The organism is Flavobacterium sp. ST-158 (assembly GCF_058309975.1).
Genome location: NZ_JBZEEN010000006.1, coordinates 44799 through 65359 on the forward strand (window position 1 = coordinate 44799; position 20561 = coordinate 65359).

Sequence of the window (20561 nt, forward strand, 5' to 3'; positions counted from 1 at the left end):
AGTCATTACTCATTTTTTTTAAAATAACCACTACAAACTCGCAGTCGAAACCCTCGGCTTATACTCACTTGCAGCTTCTGCAATCAAACGGATATGATCCGGTGTGGTACCACAACAACCACCAATGATATTTACCAAATTATCTTCTAAATATTCTTTAATAAAAGCCTGCATCTGCTCTGGTGTTTCGTCATATTCTCCAAAGGCATTTGGCAATCCGGCATTAGGATGTGCTGAAACATTAAAAGAAGTATGCGAAGACAGGGTTTGCAAATAAGGTTTTAACAAATCGGCACCCAAAGCGCAATTGAAACCAACACTCAACAACGGAATATGTGAAACCGAAATCAAGAATGCCTCTACTGTTTGTCCTGAAAGTGTTCTCCCCGAAGCATCGGTAATGGTTCCTGAAACCATGATTGGAATATCAATTCCTCTTTCTTCTTTTACTTCTTCAATAGCAAAAAGAGCAGCTTTTGCATTTAGTGTATCAAAAATGGTTTCAACCAATAATAAATCACTTCCTCCATCCATCAGCGCCTCTACCTGCTGTTTGTAAGCAATACGCAAATCATCAAAAGTTACCGCTCTGTATCCAGGATCATTCACATCTGGAGACATACTTGCCGTACGGTTTGTTGGTCCGATTGAACCCGCTACAAAACGAGGTTTGTCTGGATTTTTGGCGGTAAATTCATCCGCTACTTGTCGGGCAATTTTTGCCGACTCGTAGTTCAACTCATACACCAAGTCTTCCATGTGATAATCGGCCATACCGATTGTTGTGCCTGAGAACGTATTGGTTTCCACAATATCGGCTCCTGCTTCAAAATAAGCAGCATGCACCTCAGCAATAGCTTTAGGTTGTGTAAGCGATAATAAATCGTTGTTTCCTTTTAGGGAATGCGGAAAATCTTTGAAGCGTTCGCCTCTAAAATCTTCTTCCGAAAAATTATAACGCTGCAACATGGTTCCCATGGCTCCGTCTAAAACGAGTATTCTTTTTTTGATTTCTTCCTGAATGCTTGGCATAACTTATCTTTTATTTTCCTGCAAGATCTTTCTTTGACCTTGTAGGTAAGTGTTTTTTTTTATTTATACCTACAAAGTTTTTTAAACCTTGCAGGAGAAATGCTTCCTGACAAAAACAATTGTAGCTCTCTAGCCCTGATGGAAGCGATTATCCTTTTTATTTTGTACTTCGACAGGCTCAGTATGACAAAATAAAAAGATAGTAGCGGACAGCAGGAATTCATTTTTACTGATAAATCCTAATATTTCGCTCCTAAACTATTTTAAAAATTTCGAACTGCAAAGTAAAGCAATAGCCTTACCACTTGCAAGTGTTTTTTTTCAGTTCACTTAGTTGCTTAGACTCTAAGATTCTAAGTCATTTAGAAACTAAAAAGGTTCTGAATTACTAAAAAACTTAGCAACTCAGAACCTCAGTATCTTAGTAACTTTATTTTAGTTAATCGCTTTTACGACTGCTTTAGGTGCTTCTTTACGAGTTCCGTCAAATCCATCAACTCCTGATACAGTTGTGTATTTCAACACATAACGTTTTCCTGGGTTAATGATTTGGTAGGCCGCCTGACACATTAAAGTAGCTTCGTGGAAACCACAAAGGATTAACTTTAATTTCCCTGGGTACGTATTGATATCTCCGATAGCGAAGATTCCAGGAATATTAGTTTGGTAATCCAAAGCATTGTTTACTTTAATCGCGTTTTTCTCGATTTCTAATCCCCAATTTCCAATAGGGCCTAATTTAGGTGTTAATCCGAAAAGTGGAATAAAATAATCGCAATCAATTTTACGGTGTGCTCCGTTTTCATCTAAATCGATAGATTCTACGTGTTCCGCTCCGTTGATTCCCACTACCTCAGCAGGAGTGATCATACGGATTTTTCCAGCATCTTTTAATTCCTGTACTTTTTCAACAGAATCTAAAGCACCACGGAATTCATTACGACGGTGAACCAAAGTCACCTCTGAAGCTACATCAGCTAAGAAAATACTCCAGTCTAAAGCAGAATCTCCTCCTCCGGCGATAACTACACGTTTGTTTCTAAATTCTTCTGGGTTTTTAATAAAGTATTTTACTCCTTTATCTTCGTAAAAATTGATTCCATCAATCAATGGTTTTCTTGGTTCAAAACTTCCTAAACCTCCTGCAATGGCAATTACTTTGGCGTGAAATTCTGTTCCTTCATTAGAAGTCACGATAAAAGTACCGTCTTCTTGCTTTTCGATTGTTTCAGCGCGTTCTCCCAAAGTAAAACCTGGTTCAAACTGCTTGATTTGTTCCATCAAATTATCCACTAAATCTCCAGCTAATACTTCTGGAAAACCCGGGATATCATAGATTGGTTTTTTAGGATACAATTCAGCCAATTGCCCACCTGGTTGTGGCAATGCATCTAAGATGTGGCATTTTAATTTTAACAATCCTGCTTCAAAAACGGCAAATAAACCAGTTGGACCGGCTCCTATTATAAGGATATCTGTTTCAATCATTTTTCTACTTATTATTCTCCACCGCCCCTTTTAAAAGAGACTGAATGAAGTTGCTTGTGTTATACTTACTCTTACTAATTCTTTATTCAAAAAAACGAAAGCTTTACAATCTTTTTAATGACAAATGTCATTTATAAACTCTTTGTTCTTTTTTCTTTATTTTATTCTCAAAAAACTTATTCTTTATTCTTTAATGAAGCAGTGATTTCGTTCATTTTTTGAACCTTATCTTCAAAATCTCCTTTTAAAGTTTTGCGATACTCATTTAAGTTTTGCACCATTTTATTAATATCCTCCGGAATCACTTCCTCAAAAAACTCTCTCAAGCGTTTTGCTGTTGTAGGTGACTTTCCATTGGTAGAAATAGCAATTTTCACATTGCCTTTGGTTACAATTCCGCCTAAATAATAATCACATAAATCTGGTGTATCAGCGATATTGCAAATCAAATATCTTTTTCGCGATAAGTTGTACACTCGTTTATTAACCTTTAAATCATCCGTACAAGCAATAACCATGTTTCGCTTTTTCAACATTTTTTTCTTGAATCTTTTTTTGGTCAACTTCACTGTAGGATGTGCTTCAGCAAGACTTACTAATTCAGGTAAAAAACGGGGAGCAACCACTTCGACATTTGCATTAGGACTAGACTTAAGCAAGAAAGATAGTTTTTCTAAACCTACATTCCCTCCACCAACAATAAGTACGCTAAGGTTGTGTAATTTTAAAAAAACTGGATACAATTCATTACGCTCTTGTGCTGCTGATTGTAAACCACTCTCTGTTGCATCTTTCTTGCTCATGATATTTTGATTATGCTTTTGCTAAATCTGCTGCTCTGTATGCTTCTAATTTTTCAAAAAACGTAATCGCTTCCTGAATGTATTGTTTTGCGAAAGCCTCTGTCGGTTCATTTTTATTGATTTGGTACACTAAATCTTTGAAAGAAGATCCCAATTCAATTTTATTTGCATCAACAAAAACAGTGTCAAATGAATCAACGATTCCAGCGTGTGTATTTGTTTTTTGTTTTTCAGCTAACAATAATGCTTTAGCTCCATTTACAAATCCGGCATAAGCTAAGTAAATAGCATCTGACCATTTATTTTCACTCAAGGCTGCATTAGCAGAATCGATTTTTTCTTTAGCTTCAAATAATAAAGTAGCTACTAAGTCGATCACTACACCGGCACATTCTCCAACACCAACTGCTTTTACGTAGTTATCTGCATTACCCCAATCCACAAAATCTTCTTCGGTAAGATTAGTAACATCTGCTAATGGTTTTAAGAATTCGTAGAAATACTTTTCACCTTTAGCATCATAATAATCCAGGAACTTCGCTCCATTAGCATTTGCTTCAAAATCATTTAAGATTAAACGCAAAGCTTCCGGTCCACGACGGCTAGGAATTTTGATTACCTTATCGGCAAAACGACCGTTTCCGTTTGTTAAATTTCCACCACCTAATAATACTTGTAAAGCTGGTGCTACTAGTTTCCCTGCATTGATAGACATTCCCTGGAAACCAATTTCAGCCATGTTGTGTTGTCCACAAGCATTCATACAACCACTAATTTTAATAGCAATTTCGGTGTTATTAAGATATTGTGAGTATTCTGTTTTCAACACTCTTTCTAATTCATCAGCAATACCAGTACTACTTGCAATCCCTAAATTACAAGTATCAGTTCCAGGACAAGCTGTGATATCACCAATTGTGTTGTATCCTAAATTAACCATATCTAATTTGGCTAATTCCTGATAGAAGAACGGTAAGTTTTCCTCTTTAATATTACGGATTACAATGTTTTGACGTAATGAGAAACGCAATTCATTAGCTCCGTAGTTTTTGATCAAATCAGCTAATAATCTTGCTTTGTCAATATAAAAATCTCCTAAAAGCACTTTTACGCCAATAGCAACATATCCGGCTTGTTTTTGAGCAATAACATTTGATTTTTTCCAAGCTTCAAAAGCAGCTACATCTTCAATAGTAACTGTTGGCACTTCTAATACAGGTTCCGTAATAGGTCCTTCAAAAGCTGCAGTATCTATTTCATAAGAATGAAATGGTAACGCTTTTTTCTCTTCTTCAACCAAACGCAAGAATTCATCACGACCTAGGTCTTTAATTAAGAATTTCAAACGTGCTTTTAAACGTTTTGCTCTTTCTCCATAACGGTCAAAAATACGAATTACACCTTCCGCAGTTGGAATAATTTGGTTTACAGGCACAAATTCAGAAAGCAATTCGGCGTGAGAAGGCTGTGAACCTAAACCACCACCTAACATGATTTTGAATCCTTTTTGTCCATCTACAATTCTAGGAATAAATCCTAAATCGTGTAAATAACTCAAAGCCGTATCCTTCTCAGAAGATGAGAACGAAATTTTAAATTTACGTCCCATTTCCTGACAGATAGGGTTACGCAATAAATATTGAAACAACCCGTGAGCATAAGGTGTTACATCAAATGGTTCATCCACATCCACACCTGCTAATTCACTTCCTGTAATATTACGAACGGTGTTTCCGCAAGCTTCTCTTAATGTAATATCGTCTTTAGCCAAATCTGCCCAAAGTTCAGGAGTTCTGTCCAAACTTACATAGTGAATTTGAATATCTTGACGCGTAGTTATGTGTAAACGACCTGTAGAATATTTTTCTGAAACATCCGTAATTCTTCTTAATTGCTCGCTAGTCACTTTTCCGTAAGGCAATTTAATACGAATCATTTGCACCCCTTCCTGACGTTGCCCGTAAATACCACGAGCTAAACGAAGACTACGAAAACGCTCGTCATCAATTTTTCCGCCACGGAATGCGTGAATTTTTTTCTCTAAATCGATAATCTCTTGTTGGACAATCGGATTTTCTATTTCTGTTCTAAAACTTTCCATTTCTTATTTTTAGTTTATGGTTGGTGGTTGGTGGTTGTTGCTAGTATTACTATCAACTAAAAACCCGCAACTATCAACTATTTTATAAATCCTACTCCTGCTGTTGTATTTGTTGATGGATCAATTAAGATAAATGCTCCATTAGATTTGTTCTCGTCGTAAGCATCAAAATACAAAGCTTTGCTTAATTTGATAGTTACCTCACCAATTTCGTTAATAGCTAATTGAGAAGCTGGAGTTGTTCCTGAATAATCAGTTGCAATTACATTCTTAATGCTATCTACTTTTGCTAAAACTCTGTTCGTATTATGTTGTACCAAATATTTAGTTCCTGGAACTAATTTTTTGCTATCCATCCAACAAACCGTTGTTGTAATGTCTTTTTCAATTTTTGGCAACTCATCTGATTTTACAATCATATCCCCTCTAGTTACATTGATATCATTTTCTAACTCAATAGTAATTGAAGACCCTGCAACTGCTTCGTCAAATTGTTGATCAAAGAAACGAATGTTAGATACTTTAGATTGAGTTAAAGAAGGTAATACTGTTACAGCATCTCCCACTTTGATATTGTTTCCGTATAATTTTCCGGCATAACCTCTAAAATCATGGTACTCTTCCGTTTTAGGACGAATAACTGTTTGAACCGGGAAACGTGTTTTACCCGTATCATAAATATCTTTTGACTCTAAAGCCTCTAGATGTTGTAAGATTGTTTGTCCCGTATACCAAGGCATTTTCCCTAATGAATCCACAACATTATCACCTGTTAAAGCACTTAAAGGAATATAGCTTACATTTTGCTCTTTATAGTCGCTTTTTTCGTTTAATGCCTGGAAATCAGCTTTGATTTTATTGAATACTTCTTCTGAATAATCCACTAAATCCATTTTGTTTACCGCAACAATCACGTCTTTTACTCTCAATAAATTATTGATAAAAAAGTGACGGTACGTTTGCTCAATTACTCCTTTACGAGCATCAATCAAAATGATAGAAACTTGCGAAGTAGATGCTCCTGTAACCATGTTACGAGTATACTCTACGTGTCCAGGAGTATCGGCGATAATATAACTTTTCTTAGCTGTGGAAAAATAAATATGAGCCACATCAATCGTGATTCCTTGCTCTCTTTCAGCAACTAATCCATCAGTAGCCAATGAAAAGTCTAAATAATCATATCCTTTTTGTTTACTGCTTTTTTCAATTGCTTCTAATTTATCTGTAGTTAACGATTGTGTATCGTATAATAATCTCCCGATTAATGTACTCTTTCCATCATCTACACTACCTGCCGTTGCTATTTTTAAAACTTCCATTTTATATTTTTTATTTCAGGTTTAAAGTTTAAAGTTCTAAAAACTTCTTTCCTTAAATCTTTTAATTTTTAAATCCTTAAATCTTTCAATTACTATTTTAAAAGTATCCTTGTTGTTTTCTTTTCTCCATTGCAGCTTCTGAACGTTTATCGTCAATACGCGCTCCACGCTCTGAAATAGTAGATTGTCTAATTTCTCCAACAACTTCTGAAATAGTACCTGCATAAGACTCAACAGCAGCAGTACAACTCATGTCTCCAACAGTTCTAAAACGAACAATTCTTTCTTCTACTTGTTCGTCTTCGTCTTGGTAAACAAATGGAGAGTGAGACCAAATCATACCGTCACGAACAAATACTTTACGTTTGTGAGAGAAATAAATAGATGGAATTTCAATTTGTTCTTGTTCAATATAACTCCAAACATCTAATTCAGTCCAGTTTGAAATTGGGAACACACGTACGTTTTGTCCCATTTCGATTTTACCGTTCAACAAATCAAATAACTCAGGACGTTGGTTTTTTTCATCCCATTGACCAAAATCATCACGAACAGAGAAAATACGTTCTTTAGCTCTTGCTTTCTCTTCATCACGACGTGCTCCACCAATACAAGCATCAAATTTAAATTCTTCAATCGCATCTAAAAGTGTTGTCGTTTGCAAGCTATTTCTACTAGCGTAACGACCTGTTTCTTCAACTACTTTTCCTTCATCAATAGCATCTTGTACATTACGAACAATTAACTCTAAACCCAACTCCTCAACTAATTTGTCTCTAAAAGCAATTGTTTCTGGAAAGTTATGTCCTGTATCAACGTGTAACAACGGAAAAGGAATTTTAGCCGGAAAGAAAGCTTTTTGTGCTAATCTTACTAAAGTGATTGAATCTTTTCCTCCTGAAAAAAGCAACACAGGCTTATCAAATTGAGAAATAACTTCTCTAAATATGTAAATCGCTTCGCTTTCTAAAGCATTTGTTTTTAAAACTGAACTCATTTTTTTAATTTAAAAATTGAAAGATTTAATGATTATAAAATTCTCCGAATTATAAAACCCTTTCCTCTTTATTCTATTATCTTTTTCTCTTTATTATTTTTGATGCAAACCACATTCTTTATGGCTTTGTTCCCAATACCATCTTCCGGCTCTAATATCTTCACCTTCTACGATTGCTCTAGTACAAGGTGCACAACCTATACTTACAAATCCTTTTTTGTGTAAGCTATTTTGTGGAACATTATTAGCATCTATATATTGTTGTACTTCTTCTAGAGTCCACTTCAACAAAGGATTGAATTTTACGATGTCAAAATTAGCATCATATTCAAACAAATGCAAATCGCTTCTGTTTTCTGATTGCTCTGCTCTTAAACCTGTAATCCAAACTTTATTACCAGCCAATGCTTTCTTAAGTGGCACAACTTTTCGAATAAAACAACACTCTTTTCTATTCTCTACTGATTCAAAGAAACTATTTGGTCCCTTTTTCTCCAATAATTCTTCTACCGCTTTAGCTTCTGGGAAATATACTTTAATAGGAGTTGTGTATTTTTTTTGAGTTCTATGAAAAACATCATAAGTCTCTTGAAATAAACGCCCTGTATCTAAAGTAAATATTTTAACTGCCGCCTTACTTTTTTCAATTAAATCAGTAATCACCTGATCTTCTTGCCCAAAAGATGTTGAAAAAACCACCTTATCTTTATACTCATTAGCTAAAAACAAAAAAGTTTCTTCAATCGAAAAATCTTTAGTTTTCTCTAACAATGATTGAACTACCGCTGCACTCATCTCTTTATCTTTCTTTTTATTAAAACATATTACCCTATCGGTTTAATAGATTATTACGCAAAAATAATACTTATTTCTAAATTACAAAATAAAATTTATTTTTTTTAACATCAGCTAAAAACAAAACCTAGAGTTTAAACCTCTAAAAATCAACACCAAATAAACTCAACAAAAACTCTAATTCCCCCTAACATTACCAGATGATAAAACCGTCTAAAAATGTTCTTTTTTTTTGAAGCTGCAAATTTAGCCTTTTAAAACAGATTGCACTACAAGCGAAGCGCTTTTTTTCTAATTTAAATCAACCTTAGAAAATAACAGTTCTTATATTTTTCATAAATTCTACTAAACCCATAGGATTATTATAAAATATTTGTATTTTTGCCAAAAAAACTAGGTTATGAATATCGAAATAGGCTTTGTTGTTGCCGGATTAGTAGTAGGTTTTGTAGTGGGAATGACAGGCGTAGGTGGAGGATCCTTAATGACTCCTATTTTATTATGGTTTGGAATCCCTCCAACAACAGCAGTTGGAACCGACTTACTATATGCAGCATTTACTAAAATTGGAGGCGTTTTTGTACACCACAAAAAAAACAACATCAACTGGAACATTACAGGATGGCTTTCACTAGGAAGCGTTCCGGCAGCCTTACTAACCTTATGGATATTAGAAAGCATCAAAACCGACATATCACATATTAACACTATTATAAAATACAGTTTGGGTTGGGCATTACTTTTTACCTCAGTTGCTGTTTTATTTAAAAAAAAGCTACTTGTTCTTTCACAAAAACATGCCGGTGATAAATTTCACACTGAAAGCAAAACTCAAAATATACTCACCATTGCTATAGGTGTAATGCTTGGTGCAACGGTAACATTAACATCTATTGGAGCTGGTGCATTAGGTACGGTAACTTTATTTTTCTTGTACCCTCTTTTACCAACACCAAAATTAGTTGGTACCGAAATTGCACACGCAGTACCTTTAACTCTCGTTGCTGGATTAGGACATGCTTCAATGGGCAATTTAGACCTAACTTTACTAAGTCAATTACTAATGGGGTCTCTTCCTGGAATTTTTATCGGAAGTATGCTAAGCGGCAAAGTACCCGATTTAATACTTAGAAATGCTATTGCTATAATGCTCTTTTTTGTGGGATACAAATTGGTATTTATATAACAAATAACACCCATTTCAAACTAAAATGAAATGGGTGTATTTTATTTTATGTTAATTGAATAATGAAATAAATTAAAAAGCAATATCAGCCAAACTATTATTTTCCAAAATCTTCAAGGTATTATCTCGTACCTCGGTCATTAACTTTCTAACCGCACAAGTTGCTTCATCCGTACAATCGTCGCAAGGTTCATAGAAGTTATGACTGGCACAAGGCAATAAGGCAATAGGCCCTTCAAGAATACGATATACTTTAGCCATATTAATTTCTTTAGGCTCTTTAATTAGATAATAGCCACCTCCTTTTCCTTTTTTGGCACCTAAAAAACCAGAATGACGCAAAAGCAACAAAATACTTTCCAAAAACTTTATCGAAATATTTTCAGACTTTGCAATATCTGCAATAGCAACAGGCGTTTGATCTTCCTGGCGCGCCAAAAAGGTCAAAGCTTTAATTCCGTATTTTGTTTTCTTTGAAAGCACTTTTAATGATTTTAAGTTTTATAGATAAGAATTGAGATTTAAAGTATACAAACAATCTATATTCTTCATTTATAACAAAAATATGTTTTTTGAATCAATAAACATAAAAAAACGATTTTTGATTTACAGAAAATCTGAAATCAAAAATCGTTACTATTAAATCTTGAATTACTAAGAAAGCGCTTGCTCTAAATCAGCAATAACATCTTTTACGGTTTCTAAACCAACAGAAACACGTACTAAACCTTCGGTAATTCCAACAGCTAATTTTTCTTCCGTTGACAATTTACTATGCGTTGTTGAAGCGGGATGCGTCACAATAGTTTTAGCATCTCCAATATTTGCAGAAAGCGAACATAATTTGATTTTATCTAAAAATGCTCTACCAGCATCAATTCCTCCTTTGATTTCAAAAGCAATAATATTTCCTCCTAAAAGCATTTGCTTCTTAGCGATTTCATACTTAGGGTGCGATTTCAAAAAAGGATATTTCACACTATTTACATTAGGATGCGCTTCTAAAAACTCAGCCACTTTCATTGCATTTTCACAATGTCTTTCTACACGAAGTGACAAAGTCTCAATACTTTTAGACAAAACCCAGGCATTAAACGGCGACATTGCGGGACCTGTATTTCTGGAGAAAAGATAAATCTGACGAATCAAATCGGCGTTACCAACAGCTACTCCACCTAAAACACGCCCTTGACCATCCATTAATTTGGTAGCCGAATGAATCACAATATGTGCTCCGTACTTAATTGGTTGCTGAATGTATGGTGTTGCAAAACAGTTGTCAATTATTAAAATCAGATTGTGCTTTTTAGCAATTTGTCCTAACAATTCTAAATCAACCACATCCACACCAGGATTTGTTGGTGTTTCAGCATATAAAATCTTAGTGTTTGGCTTAATAAAACTTTCGATTGTTTCCGGCTGATTGATATCAAAATAAGAAGTGGTAATATTCCATTTTGGGAAATACGTCATGAACAATGCATGCGTAGAACCAAAAACACTTCCCGCCGAAACAATATGATCACCTGAACTCAATAAAGCCGCAAAAGTTGAATAAATAGCTGCCATTCCCGTTGCAAAAGCATAACCAGCCTCGGCGCCTTCCATAGCACAAACTTTATCCACAAACTCAGTCGTGTTTGGGTTAGAAAAACGGCTGTAAATATTACGCTCTTTTTCTTCTGTAAAAGAAGCTCTCATATCCTCAGCATCTTCAAATACAAAACTTGAAGATAAAAACAAAGGCGTTGAGTGTTCCTGATACTGTGTTCTATCAATATGTGTTCTTATGGCTTGAGTTTCAAAACCAAATTCTTGTTCGTCCATCTTTTTTTATTTTCCTCTCCCCGACCCTCTCCAAAGGAGAGGGAGCCGAAACTGGAGAATTGTTATTAATATTTAATTAAGCAAAAATATTTCTATTTATTTATTGCTAGTTCCCCCTTCGGGAGTTAGGGGGATTCCATTCAAAATCACTTTGTAATGGATTGTTGCAGTAGGTTCTACCGTTTTAGAAACCGAACAATATTTTTCGAATGACAATTGCGCTGCTTTAGCCGCTTTGTCTTCTTTGATATTTCCTTCCAAAGAAAAAACTACATGAATATCTTTGAATGGTTTTGCTTCTCCTACTTGTACACGCTCTCCCTCAACCTCAGCTTTGAAAGAAGTAATTTCCTGGCGTTGCTTTTTCAGAATCGAAATCATATCAATTCCGCTACATCCTGCCACTCCCATCAATACCAATTCCATAGGACTTGGTCCCATATCATTTCCTCCAAAATCCGGACGTGCATCTACATTTACTATATGTCCACGTTCATTTTTCAATTGAAAGTGGAAGTTTTCGTTTACTCTGTCTAATGTTATTTTCATGTTTTATTTTTTTAATCTGTAATCTAAAATCACTATCCTTTATCCGATAACCTCAAAATATCTCCAAAAACACCTCTTGCCGTTACTGCCGAACCTGCTCCTGCACCTTGAACAACAATTGGTCTATCTCCGTAAGATTCTGTATAAATTTCAAAGAAAGAATCTGAACCCTTTAATCCGCCCAAAGCAGTATCTGAAGGAACAGAAACTAATTTTACTTCTAAAATTCCTTTGTCATTTTGTAAATCACCAGACAATTCCCCAATGTAACGCAACACGTGATTTGGCTCTTGTTCTGCTTTTATTTTATTGTAAACAGGATCAAATTCTTTTAATTTTGTCAAGAAATCAGCCACGTTACCCTCACGTAAATCTTCTGGAATTAAATTCTGAATAACAACTTCTTCAAATTCATTTTGCAGATCTAATTCTCTGGCCAAAATCAATAATTTTCTACCTACATCATTTCCACATAAATCCTCTCTTGGATCCGGTTCCGTAAATCCACTATCAATGGCTTCTTTCAAAATATCACTAAAAGGAACATCTTTAGCAGAAAAATTATTAAATAAATAACTCAATGTCCCAGAGAAAACCCCTTTTATTTTAGTGATATTTTCACCAGAAAGATGTAATAGCTTAATGGTATCTATTAATGGTAATCCAGCACCAACATTGGTTTCATATAAATAATTCTTTTGATTATCAGCCAATACTTTTCGCAATTCCTTATAAAAACCATAGCTTAAAGTATTCGCTACTTTATTAGACGAAACCAAATCAAAACCATTTTCTACCAAAGGAATATAATTCTCTACAAATGCAGCACTCGCTGTATTATCAATCGCAATTAAATTCTCCATATTATGCTCATTGGCGTAAGCAATAACATCATTAATAGTATAAGAGAAACCGTTGGTTTGTATTTCATTACTCCAATTTGGCGTCACTCCGTCTTTATTCAACAAAACGCTTTTTGAATTCGCAATAGCAAAAACATTCAGTTTGATATCTTTTCGATTCTCAATAGCAACCGCTGATTCTAAAATTTGATTAATCAAAGTTCCTCCCACTAATCCATGACCAAAAACGGCAATATTAATTTTCTTAGCCACTCCAAAAATCTCTCCGTGAATTACGTTTAACGCTTTATTCAGTTCTGATTTTTTAACTACTAAACTCACATTTTTACCTGTAACCGTATTATTGAATAAAATAGGCACAATTTTATTGCGAATCAAAGCCGTGTAAGGTTTATGAAACGTACTCAAATCTTGTCCAATAATAGAAATTACCGAAACATCATCCGTAACTGAAATTTTATTAACATCCTTAGAATAGAAATCATTTTCAAATTCTTTTTCCAATTCAATCATTGCTTTAGTAGCTTCGCTAGAATTCACAACCAGACCAATTCCTCTTTCTGAAGAACCTTGAGAAATAATACTCACACTAATATCATTGTCTCCCATTACTCTAAAAATACGAGCATCAACTCCTGTTTTTCCAAGTAATCCGCGACCTTCTAAGTTTACCAAAGCTACGTTTTCTAAAACCGAAAGCGTTTTAATTCCTTCTTGATTTGACTTAGAGGTTATAAGTGTTCCTTTATTTTCGTTATTAAACGTATTCAAAATACGCAAAGGAATATTTTTTTCTAATAATGGAATTATCGTTTTGGCGTGCAAAATATTAGCACCAAAATTAGCCATCTCATTCGCTTCATTATACGACAAATGCTCGATTTTTTTAGCATCCAGAACCATCTCAGGATTGGCAGTATATATTCCGTCAACATGAGTGTAATTTTGTAATTCTTCGGCATTGATGTAATTAGCAATCAATGAAGCCGTATAATTACTTCCATTTCTACCTAAAGTAGTGGTTTCATTTTTGGAATTTGAACCAATAAAACCGGTAACAACCAAAACAGCATCTTTATTTTCTTTGAAAAATTGAATTACATTTTTCTTAGAAACTGCTTCTAAAGGTTGCGCATCACCAAAATTAGAATCGGTTATAATTAATTCTCTGGTATCAGCAAGTTTAGCAGGAATCCCTTTTTGATTCAACAAAAACACTAACAATTTAGCCGAAAGCAATTCGCCTTGAGCTAAAATTTGATCTTGAATCTTAGCACTAAAATCGCCAATCAAACTCACCCCTTCAAACAGTTTATCCAACTTAGCAAACTCCTGAGAGAAATCAACCGCATCAAAACCATCTTTTTGATAAGTTTTAAAACTTTCTAACAAAGGCTTGTAATTTCCATTTTTGGCAGCAATCATAAGAATATCATCCAACTCATCTGTTGCATTTCCTCTTGCAGAAACTACAATTGCAATTTTTTCTTCTTGCTTTATTTTACCAACAATAATATCTAAAACTTTGTTGATACCTTCGCCGTTGGCTAAAGATTTACCGCCGAATTTTACTACTTTCATCTGTTTTTTATTTTTAAAAACAACCTCTAACAAATTGTCTAGTTGTTCATATTCCATCAAAAAGGCATCGTGCCCGTGTTGAGAATCAATCTCACTATAGAATACATTATTTTTAAATTTTTTAATCTCATTGTAGGTCTCTCTATTCTCTTTTGCTGTAAAAAACAAATCCGAATTAATCCCTACAATGTATATATTAGCTTCCACTTTTGAAATAACGGCTTCTAATGACTCTCTATTGCGAGTAATATCAATGGTTTTCAACAATTGATTCATCATTTTATAAGCCGAAAGCTGGAATCTTTTTTCTAATTTTTCACCATGATAATTCAACCAACTTTCCACTTGGAAGGTTTCCAGTTTTTCAGTAGTATTTCTATTGAATTTTTCTTTAAAAGATTCTGGCGTTCTATAACATAACATGGCATGAATACGAGCATCTTCAATTGGTTTTTTAGAATTGTTAAGGATTTTTTCTTGTAAATAACAATTCGCAATTAACCAATCTGTCGATTTCCAATCGGTTGCGATAGGAATAAAGTTTTGTGCTAATTTAGGTTCCAAAGCCAAAATTTCCCAAGCAATTCCTCCTCCTACAGAACCGCCAATAAGCGCAAACAAATTATCAATTTTTAAAATACGAAGTCCCTCGATAAAAATTCGAGCAATATCCCTAGCCATAAAATCATGATAATTTTCAATGATATCAGAGTTAAATCCATTTCCTGGCACATCAAAAGCAACAATAGTGTATTTTCTAATATCAATGGTTTTATCAATTCCTACCAAATCATTCCACCAACCCGTTTCACCAATAACCTGTGAATTCCCAGTTAAAGCATGATTGATTAAAATAATAGGTGCTGTATGTAAAGGTGCACCAAAAACCTGATACGAAAGATTCAGATACGAATATTTCGCACCGTTTTCGGTAACAAAATTAGATATGGTAAGATGTAATGGTTTATTTTCCAATTTCAAATCTTTAAATAGGATTGATGATGGAAACATTAAAAAGAAAGCTCAAATAAACTAGAAGAATTTGCGTTGTTATCTTTCCACAGCTTGTGGTAGAATGCAGCACCTTCTTCGATGAATCGAAGGGTTGCTAAGGCATCATCGGGTCTAATCCCTCGTCCTTTCTTTATAACATTTCAATACGTTTATGAACTTAAAGCCACAAAGTAACTACTATTTTTTCAAACAAACAAATTTTGCTGATTTAGTTTTAAACCAGCCACTATAAAACAAACAAACGCAAGTCATCACTGAACACAAAATCCAGAAATCACCTGCGTTTGAAGCCTATATTTACAAAACGATATTTAGATAAACAGTGTTTCATTTTCTTTAGAATACATCAAAAACGTTAATGAATTAGATGCCTTTTTTTGATCTTTAATATCAGCATCCGCGTTAATACCAAATCTTGTGTTTGTTAACTCTATCCTACCTTCTTTTTCAGTATTGTTATTAGTCCTTATTTCTCTAATAAAGTCTAATGCTCTAGTGATCATTCTCCTTGTGTTCATGATGTTTAAATTTAATTTATTTGACTTATTCTTGTTTGTTATTTATTTTATTCTAAAATTTTTATTCTAAATAAAAAAACCCTTTTGGTTCGTGTACCAAAAGGGCTTATATAATTATAAACGATACTTTTGGATATCAACAGACTAGCATCTGTGCGCAAAGCACAGTTACCGAGAATTGTTTGTTTTTCTTATTGTTAATACTAACCATTGTTTCTATTTTTTAAATTTTATTATTTGTTTTAACAAAAAAGCCTCCTAAATTACTTAGGAGGCTTTTGCTATATATTTTAATCTTACTTTGAATAAAAAATTAAGCTATCGCACTCCTGCAGATTTCTTTAGATTGAACCATCGATTTTTTACAAATAATAAAATTCATTTTCCTTTTTATTTAGTGTGACAAAGATATAAATTATTCTTTACCACACATTCTTTTTTTCTGTTTTTTTTTCACTCAACAATACTAATTAACAGACAATTATACTTTTTTAACAAATCATATAAAAAACAAATCAAACAAGAGTCTTTTTCTCAGTAAATCCATAATGAATTTAACTTTATTCCACCCCTATGATTTGATATTCCAAAGATACTATCTAAATTCACATTTATTGTTAAGCTAACTTTAAATTAGATATTACAAATTGTTAAATACAGCTTCTAAATCCGCTTTTAAATCTTCAACGTTTTCTAAACCTACGGAAATACGAATTAAATCTTTAGAAACTCCCGAACTCAGCTGTTGCTCCTCTGTCAATTGTTGATGCGTAGTACTTGACGGATGAATGATTAATGATTTTGTATCTCCAATATTAGCCAACAATGAAAACAACTTGGTCTCATCAGCCACTTTTTTAGCAGCATCGAAACCACCTTTTAAACCAAAAGTCACTAAACCGTTTTGACCTTTCGGCAAATACTCTTGTGCTAAATTATAATACTTGCTAGATTTCAGCCCTGGGTAATTTACCCAAGCCACTTGCTCCTGATTTTCTAACCATTGCGCTAATGCCAGGCCATTTTCACTATGTCTTTGCACTCGAACCGACAAAGTCTCTAATCCTTGTATAATTTGAAAAGCATTAAACGGACTCAATGCCGCACCATAATCACGTAAACCTTCAATCCTTGCCTTAGCAATAAAAGCCGCCGCTCCTAAAGCCTCGTGATACACCAAACCATGGTATCCTGAATTTGGTTCCGTAAACTCTGGAAAACGACCACTACTCCAATCAAAAGTTCCGGCATCAATAATAGCTCCTCCTAACGAAGTTCCATTACCCGCTATGTATTTTGTTAAAGAATGAATTACAATATTAGCACCATGAGCAATTGGATTTAACAAATATGGAGATGCCACCGTATTATCTACCACAAATGGTACTTTTAGTTTTTTAGCTACTACTGCGATAGACTTCAAATCTAAAACATCCAACTTTGGGTTCCCTAAGCTTTCCACAAAAATTACTTTCGTATTCTCATTTGCAGCTTTTTCAAAATTAGCCGCATCCGATGGATCGACAAATGTGGTTGTAATTCCTAATCTTGGCAAAGTGGAACTAAACAAATTAAATGTTCCACCATACAAACTGTTTGAAGCCACAATATGATCTCCGGTTTTTAACATCGTCAACAAAGCGGTTGTAATTGCCGCAGTTCCCGAAGCAGTAACCACAGCTGCAATTCCTCCTTCAAGAGCCGCCAGACGTTGCTCCAGTACATCATTCGTTGGATTATTTAAACGCGTATAAATATAACCTGCTTCTGCTAATCCAAATAAATTAGCGGCATGTTCCGAATTATTAAACACATAGGAAGAGGTTTGATAAATTGGAACCGCTCTAGTTCCAGCATGTTTAGTTACGTCGTGTCCTGCATGCAATGCATTAGTTTCAAATTTTAAAGTACTCATGTTATTCTTTTTTAGTGTTAGTAATAATTATCATTTAAAAAAAAAGCCTCCCAGTTAATCGGGAGGCTTTGCTATAGTAATATATTTTAAGTTTAAGCAATAGTGTACCCGCAGAAAAATTTCTGTTTGCACATACACATTGTAGACTTATTGATTGTTTCCATTTTCTTAATTTTCGAATTCGAATTTCTTAACTTATTTTCAATTATGCAAATGTTTAATTTTAAATTAACATTTGTTCATCGTCTATTTATACCTTTTTAATCTATAAGATAGATGTTCTACTTTTTAAATTAAAAAAAAATTAGTTAAGATTCATTTACAATTCGAAAATGGTTTCATACCTTTGCACCTCAAAATACAAGAGGAAAAATTTGAACTGATTGCAACCTCTTCATAATGAACCTAGTTGATTATGAGTACTGAACATTTTCAGTAGAAAAAAAATGCTAAAGCAGAAACCCTCCTTTAGTCCTTTTTTGCAATTATTTTTTCCTCGCTTAATATTTAAAAAAATATATTATGGCTTATTTATTTACGTCAGAATCTGTGAGTGAAGGACATCCAGACAAAATTGCGGATCAAATTTCAGATGCATTAATTGACAATTTCCTGGCATTTGATGCTGATTCTAAGGTAGCATGCGAAACTTTAGTAACAACAGGTCAGGTAATCTTAGCTGGAGAAGTAAAATCAAATACTTATTTAGATGTACAACAAATTGCTCGTGATGTAATCAAAAAAATTGGATACACTAAAAGCGAATATATGTTTGAAGCGAATTCTTGTGGAATTCTTTCAGCTATTCATGAACAATCAGCAGACATCAATCAGGGTGTTGACAGAAAAAACCCTGAAGAACAAGGTGCTGGTGACCAAGGAATGATGTTTGGTTATGCTACTAACGAAACAGCAAACTACATGCCTCTTGCATTAGATTTATCACACAGCTTATTGAAAGAATTAGCAGAATTAAGACGTGAAAATAACGAAATCACTTATTTACGTCCAGATGCTAAAGCTCAAGTAACTTTAGAGTATAGTGACGACAACACACCTGTGCGTATAGATGCTATTGTAATTTCAACGCAACACGATGATTTTGACGAAGAAGCAACAATGCTTGCTAAAATCAAGAAAGATATTATCGAGATTTTGATTCCAAGAATCATAGCTAAAAATCCAGAACACGCTCATTTATTTAATGACAAAATCAACTACCATATTAACCCGACAGGAAAATTCGTTATTGGAGGACCTCACGGAGATACTGGTTTAACAGGAAGAAAAATTATCGTTGACACTTACGGTGGTAAAGGAGCTCATGGTGGTGGTGCTTTTTCTGGAAAAGACCCAAGTAAAGTAGACCGTAGTGCCGCTTATGCAACTCGTCATATTGCTAAAAATTTAGTTGCAGCTGGGGTTGCTGACGAAATTTTAGTTCAGGTATCTTATGCAATTGGAGTTGCTGAACCAATGGGTATCTTTATTGACACTTACGGAACCTCTAAAGTAAATTTAACCAATGGTGAAATTGCTAAAAAAGTAGAAGCTATTTTTGATATGCGTCCTTACTTTATCGAGCAACGTTTAAAATTAAGAAACCCTATCTACAGCGAAACAGCAGCTTACGGACATATGGGACGTACTCCCGAAGTAGTAACTAAAACTTTCTCTGCTCCTGGAGGAGAAGAAAAAACAGTAACTGTAGAATTATTTACATGGGAGAAATTAGATTATGTAGACCAAATTAAAACTGCATTTGGACTATAGTCCATTTATATCTTTACAAAACTAAAGTCATTCGTTTTTATGAGTGGCTTTTTTTATTGTAAAAACCAAAACAACCAAGTGAAATAAAGTTCTAAATCAATCTAATTTCCCACAACAAAGACTATTTTTTTTGCTATTTTTACAAAAAAGTAAAATACAAATTATAAAACGCTAACAACATAATGCACATAGCAGTAGCAGGAAATATAGGCTCAGGAAAAACCACTTTAACCGCTTTACTCTCCAAACATTTTAAATGGGAACCTCATTACGAGGATGTAGTAGACAACCCTTATTTAGATGATTTTTACCACCAAATGGAACGCTGGTCTTTTAATCTTCAAATTTATTTTTTGAACAGCCGTTTTCGTCAAGTAATGCAAATTCGCGAAAGCGGAAAAAAAGTAATTCAAGACAGAACCATTTACGAAGATGCTTATATTTTTGCCCCCAATCTTTATGCGATGGGATTGATGACTAATCGTGATTTTCAGAATTATTCGACTCTTTTCGAATTAATGGAATCTACGGTTAAAGCTCCTGACTTATTAATTTACCTCAGAAGTTCCATTCCTAATTTAGTAGGTCAAATTCATAAACGCGGACGCGAATACGAAAACTCCATTTCTATTGATTACCTGAGTCGTTTGAACGAACGTTACGAAGCTTGGATTCACACATACAACAAAGGAAAACTATTAATTATAGATGTCGATAAAATTAACTTTGTTGACAATCCAGAAGACTTAGGAAACATCATTGAACGCATCAATGCCGAATTGAACGGATTATTTTAA

At 34.1% G+C, this 20561-nt stretch carries 16 protein-coding genes and 1 riboswitch; of the genes, 3 read left to right on the plus strand and 13 right to left on the minus strand.

Annotated elements, in window-relative coordinates; translation table 11 throughout:
* Positions 1-30: 30 nt before the first annotated feature.
* From AC4FRF_RS10350 to AC4FRF_RS10380, 7 genes are all read right to left on the minus strand, one after another.
* Positions 31-1032 carry a homocysteine S-methyltransferase family protein gene (locus AC4FRF_RS10350; RefSeq protein WP_491159434.1) on the minus strand — a complete coding sequence of 334 codons (1002 nt, stop codon included), beginning with the start codon at positions 1030-1032 and terminating at the stop codon, positions 31-33.
* Positions 1033-1467: 435 nt separating this feature from the next.
* Entirely contained in the window at positions 1468-2520 is a 1053-nt protein-coding gene (locus AC4FRF_RS10355) for an NAD(P)/FAD-dependent oxidoreductase (RefSeq protein ID WP_408081810.1), read from the minus strand.
* Between the two features lie 176 nt (positions 2521-2696).
* Positions 2697-3323, minus strand: coding sequence for a precorrin-2 dehydrogenase/sirohydrochlorin ferrochelatase family protein (locus AC4FRF_RS10360; protein WP_491159435.1), 627 nt, complete (start codon positions 3321-3323; stop codon positions 2697-2699).
* 10 nt (positions 3324-3333) lie between these two features.
* Positions 3334-5424, minus strand: coding sequence for a ferredoxin-like domain-containing protein (locus AC4FRF_RS10365; RefSeq protein ID WP_491159437.1), 2091 nt, complete (start codon positions 5422-5424; stop codon positions 3334-3336).
* Between the two features lie 77 nt (positions 5425-5501).
* Entirely contained in the window at positions 5502-6746 is a 1245-nt protein-coding gene (locus AC4FRF_RS10370) for a sulfate adenylyltransferase subunit 1 (RefSeq protein ID WP_491159439.1), read from the minus strand.
* 97 nt (positions 6747-6843) lie between these two features.
* Entirely contained in the window at positions 6844-7743 is a 900-nt protein-coding gene (cysD, locus tag AC4FRF_RS10375) for a sulfate adenylyltransferase subunit CysD (protein ID WP_491159440.1), read from the minus strand.
* A 93-nt stretch (positions 7744-7836) separates the two neighbouring features.
* Complete coding sequence (locus AC4FRF_RS10380; RefSeq protein ID WP_491159661.1) at positions 7837-8568, minus strand: phosphoadenylyl-sulfate reductase; 732 nt, start codon at positions 8566-8568, stop codon at positions 7837-7839.
* Positions 8569-8938: 370 nt separating this feature from the next.
* On the opposite strand from AC4FRF_RS10380, the gene AC4FRF_RS10385 reads away from it, so the two are divergent.
* Positions 8939-9724: a sulfite exporter TauE/SafE family protein gene (locus tag AC4FRF_RS10385; RefSeq protein ID WP_491159441.1), complete on the plus strand. Its 786-nt coding sequence runs from the start codon at positions 8939-8941 to the stop codon at positions 9722-9724.
* A 72-nt stretch (positions 9725-9796) separates the two neighbouring features.
* On the opposite strand, the gene AC4FRF_RS10390 is transcribed toward AC4FRF_RS10385, so the two are convergent.
* The 6 genes from AC4FRF_RS10390 to AC4FRF_RS10415 form a co-directional block, all read right to left on the minus strand.
* Positions 9797-10207, minus strand: coding sequence for an RrF2 family transcriptional regulator (locus AC4FRF_RS10390; RefSeq protein ID WP_491159442.1), 411 nt, complete (start codon positions 10205-10207; stop codon positions 9797-9799).
* A 171-nt stretch (positions 10208-10378) separates the two neighbouring features.
* On the minus strand, positions 10379-11551 hold the full coding sequence (locus AC4FRF_RS10395) for a trans-sulfuration enzyme family protein (RefSeq protein WP_491159443.1): 1173 nt from the start codon (positions 11549-11551) through the stop codon (positions 10379-10381).
* 96 nt (positions 11552-11647) lie between these two features.
* Positions 11648-12100: an OsmC family protein gene (locus AC4FRF_RS10400; RefSeq protein ID WP_491159444.1), complete on the minus strand. Its 453-nt coding sequence runs from the start codon at positions 12098-12100 to the stop codon at positions 11648-11650.
* A 32-nt stretch (positions 12101-12132) separates the two neighbouring features.
* Positions 12133-15519 (minus strand): bifunctional aspartate kinase/homoserine dehydrogenase I, encoded by a 3387-nt coding sequence (gene thrA / locus AC4FRF_RS10405; RefSeq protein ID WP_491159445.1) that lies wholly within the window; start codon positions 15517-15519, stop codon positions 12133-12135.
* 72 nt (positions 15520-15591) lie between these two features.
* Positions 15592-15697, minus strand: a riboswitch (SAM riboswitch).
* Positions 15698-15869: 172 nt separating this feature from the next.
* On the minus strand, positions 15870-16076 hold the full coding sequence (locus tag AC4FRF_RS10410) for a hypothetical protein (RefSeq protein WP_491159446.1): 207 nt from the start codon (positions 16074-16076) through the stop codon (positions 15870-15872).
* Positions 16077-16716: 640 nt separating this feature from the next.
* A complete protein-coding gene (locus AC4FRF_RS10415) occupies positions 16717-17991 on the minus strand; it encodes an O-acetylhomoserine aminocarboxypropyltransferase/cysteine synthase family protein (protein WP_491159447.1) in 1275 nt (424 codons plus the stop codon).
* A gap of 522 nt (positions 17992-18513) precedes the next feature.
* On the opposite strand from AC4FRF_RS10415, the gene metK reads away from it, so the two are divergent.
* The gene (metK, locus tag AC4FRF_RS10420) at positions 18514-19764 is read left to right on the plus strand and encodes a methionine adenosyltransferase (protein ID WP_491159448.1); all 1251 of its coding nucleotides are present in this window, start codon (positions 18514-18516) and stop codon (positions 19762-19764) included.
* A 182-nt stretch (positions 19765-19946) separates the two neighbouring features.
* Complete coding sequence (locus tag AC4FRF_RS10425; protein WP_161644347.1) at positions 19947-20561, plus strand: deoxynucleoside kinase; 615 nt, start codon at positions 19947-19949, stop codon at positions 20559-20561.

Bases quoted from the DNA above. Each gene is read 5' to 3' on its own strand.
- AC4FRF_RS10350 (WP_491159434.1), bottom strand. From the start codon at position 1,032: ATGCCAAGCATTCAGGAAGAAATCAAAAAAAGAATACTCGTTTTAGAC.
- AC4FRF_RS10355 (WP_408081810.1), bottom strand. From the start codon at position 2,520: ATGATTGAAACAGATATCCTTATAATAGGAGCCGGTCCAACTGGTTTA.
- AC4FRF_RS10360 (WP_491159435.1), bottom strand. From the start codon at position 3,323: ATGAGCAAGAAAGATGCAACAGAGAGTGGTTTACAATCAGCAGCACAA.
- AC4FRF_RS10365 (WP_491159437.1), bottom strand. From the start codon at position 5,424: ATGGAAAGTTTTAGAACAGAAATAGAAAATCCGATTGTCCAACAAGAG.
- AC4FRF_RS10370 (WP_491159439.1), bottom strand. From the start codon at position 6,746: ATGGAAGTTTTAAAAATAGCAACGGCAGGTAGTGTAGATGATGGAAAG.
- cysD (WP_491159440.1), bottom strand. From the start codon at position 7,743: ATGAGTTCAGTTTTAAAAACAAATGCTTTAGAAAGCGAAGCGATTTAC.
- AC4FRF_RS10385 (WP_491159441.1), top strand. From the start codon at position 8,939: ATGAATATCGAAATAGGCTTTGTTGTTGCCGGATTAGTAGTAGGTTTT.
- AC4FRF_RS10395 (WP_491159443.1), bottom strand. From the start codon at position 11,551: ATGGACGAACAAGAATTTGGTTTTGAAACTCAAGCCATAAGAACACAT.
- AC4FRF_RS10400 (WP_491159444.1), bottom strand. From the start codon at position 12,100: ATGAAAATAACATTAGACAGAGTAAACGAAAACTTCCACTTTCAATTG.
- AC4FRF_RS10410 (WP_491159446.1), bottom strand. From the start codon at position 16,076: ATGAACACAAGGAGAATGATCACTAGAGCATTAGACTTTATTAGAGAA.
- AC4FRF_RS10415 (WP_491159447.1), bottom strand. From the start codon at position 17,991: ATGAGTACTTTAAAATTTGAAACTAATGCATTGCATGCAGGACACGAC.
- metK (WP_491159448.1), top strand. From the start codon at position 18,514: ATGGCTTATTTATTTACGTCAGAATCTGTGAGTGAAGGACATCCAGAC.
- AC4FRF_RS10425 (WP_161644347.1), top strand. From the start codon at position 19,947: ATGCACATAGCAGTAGCAGGAAATATAGGCTCAGGAAAAACCACTTTA.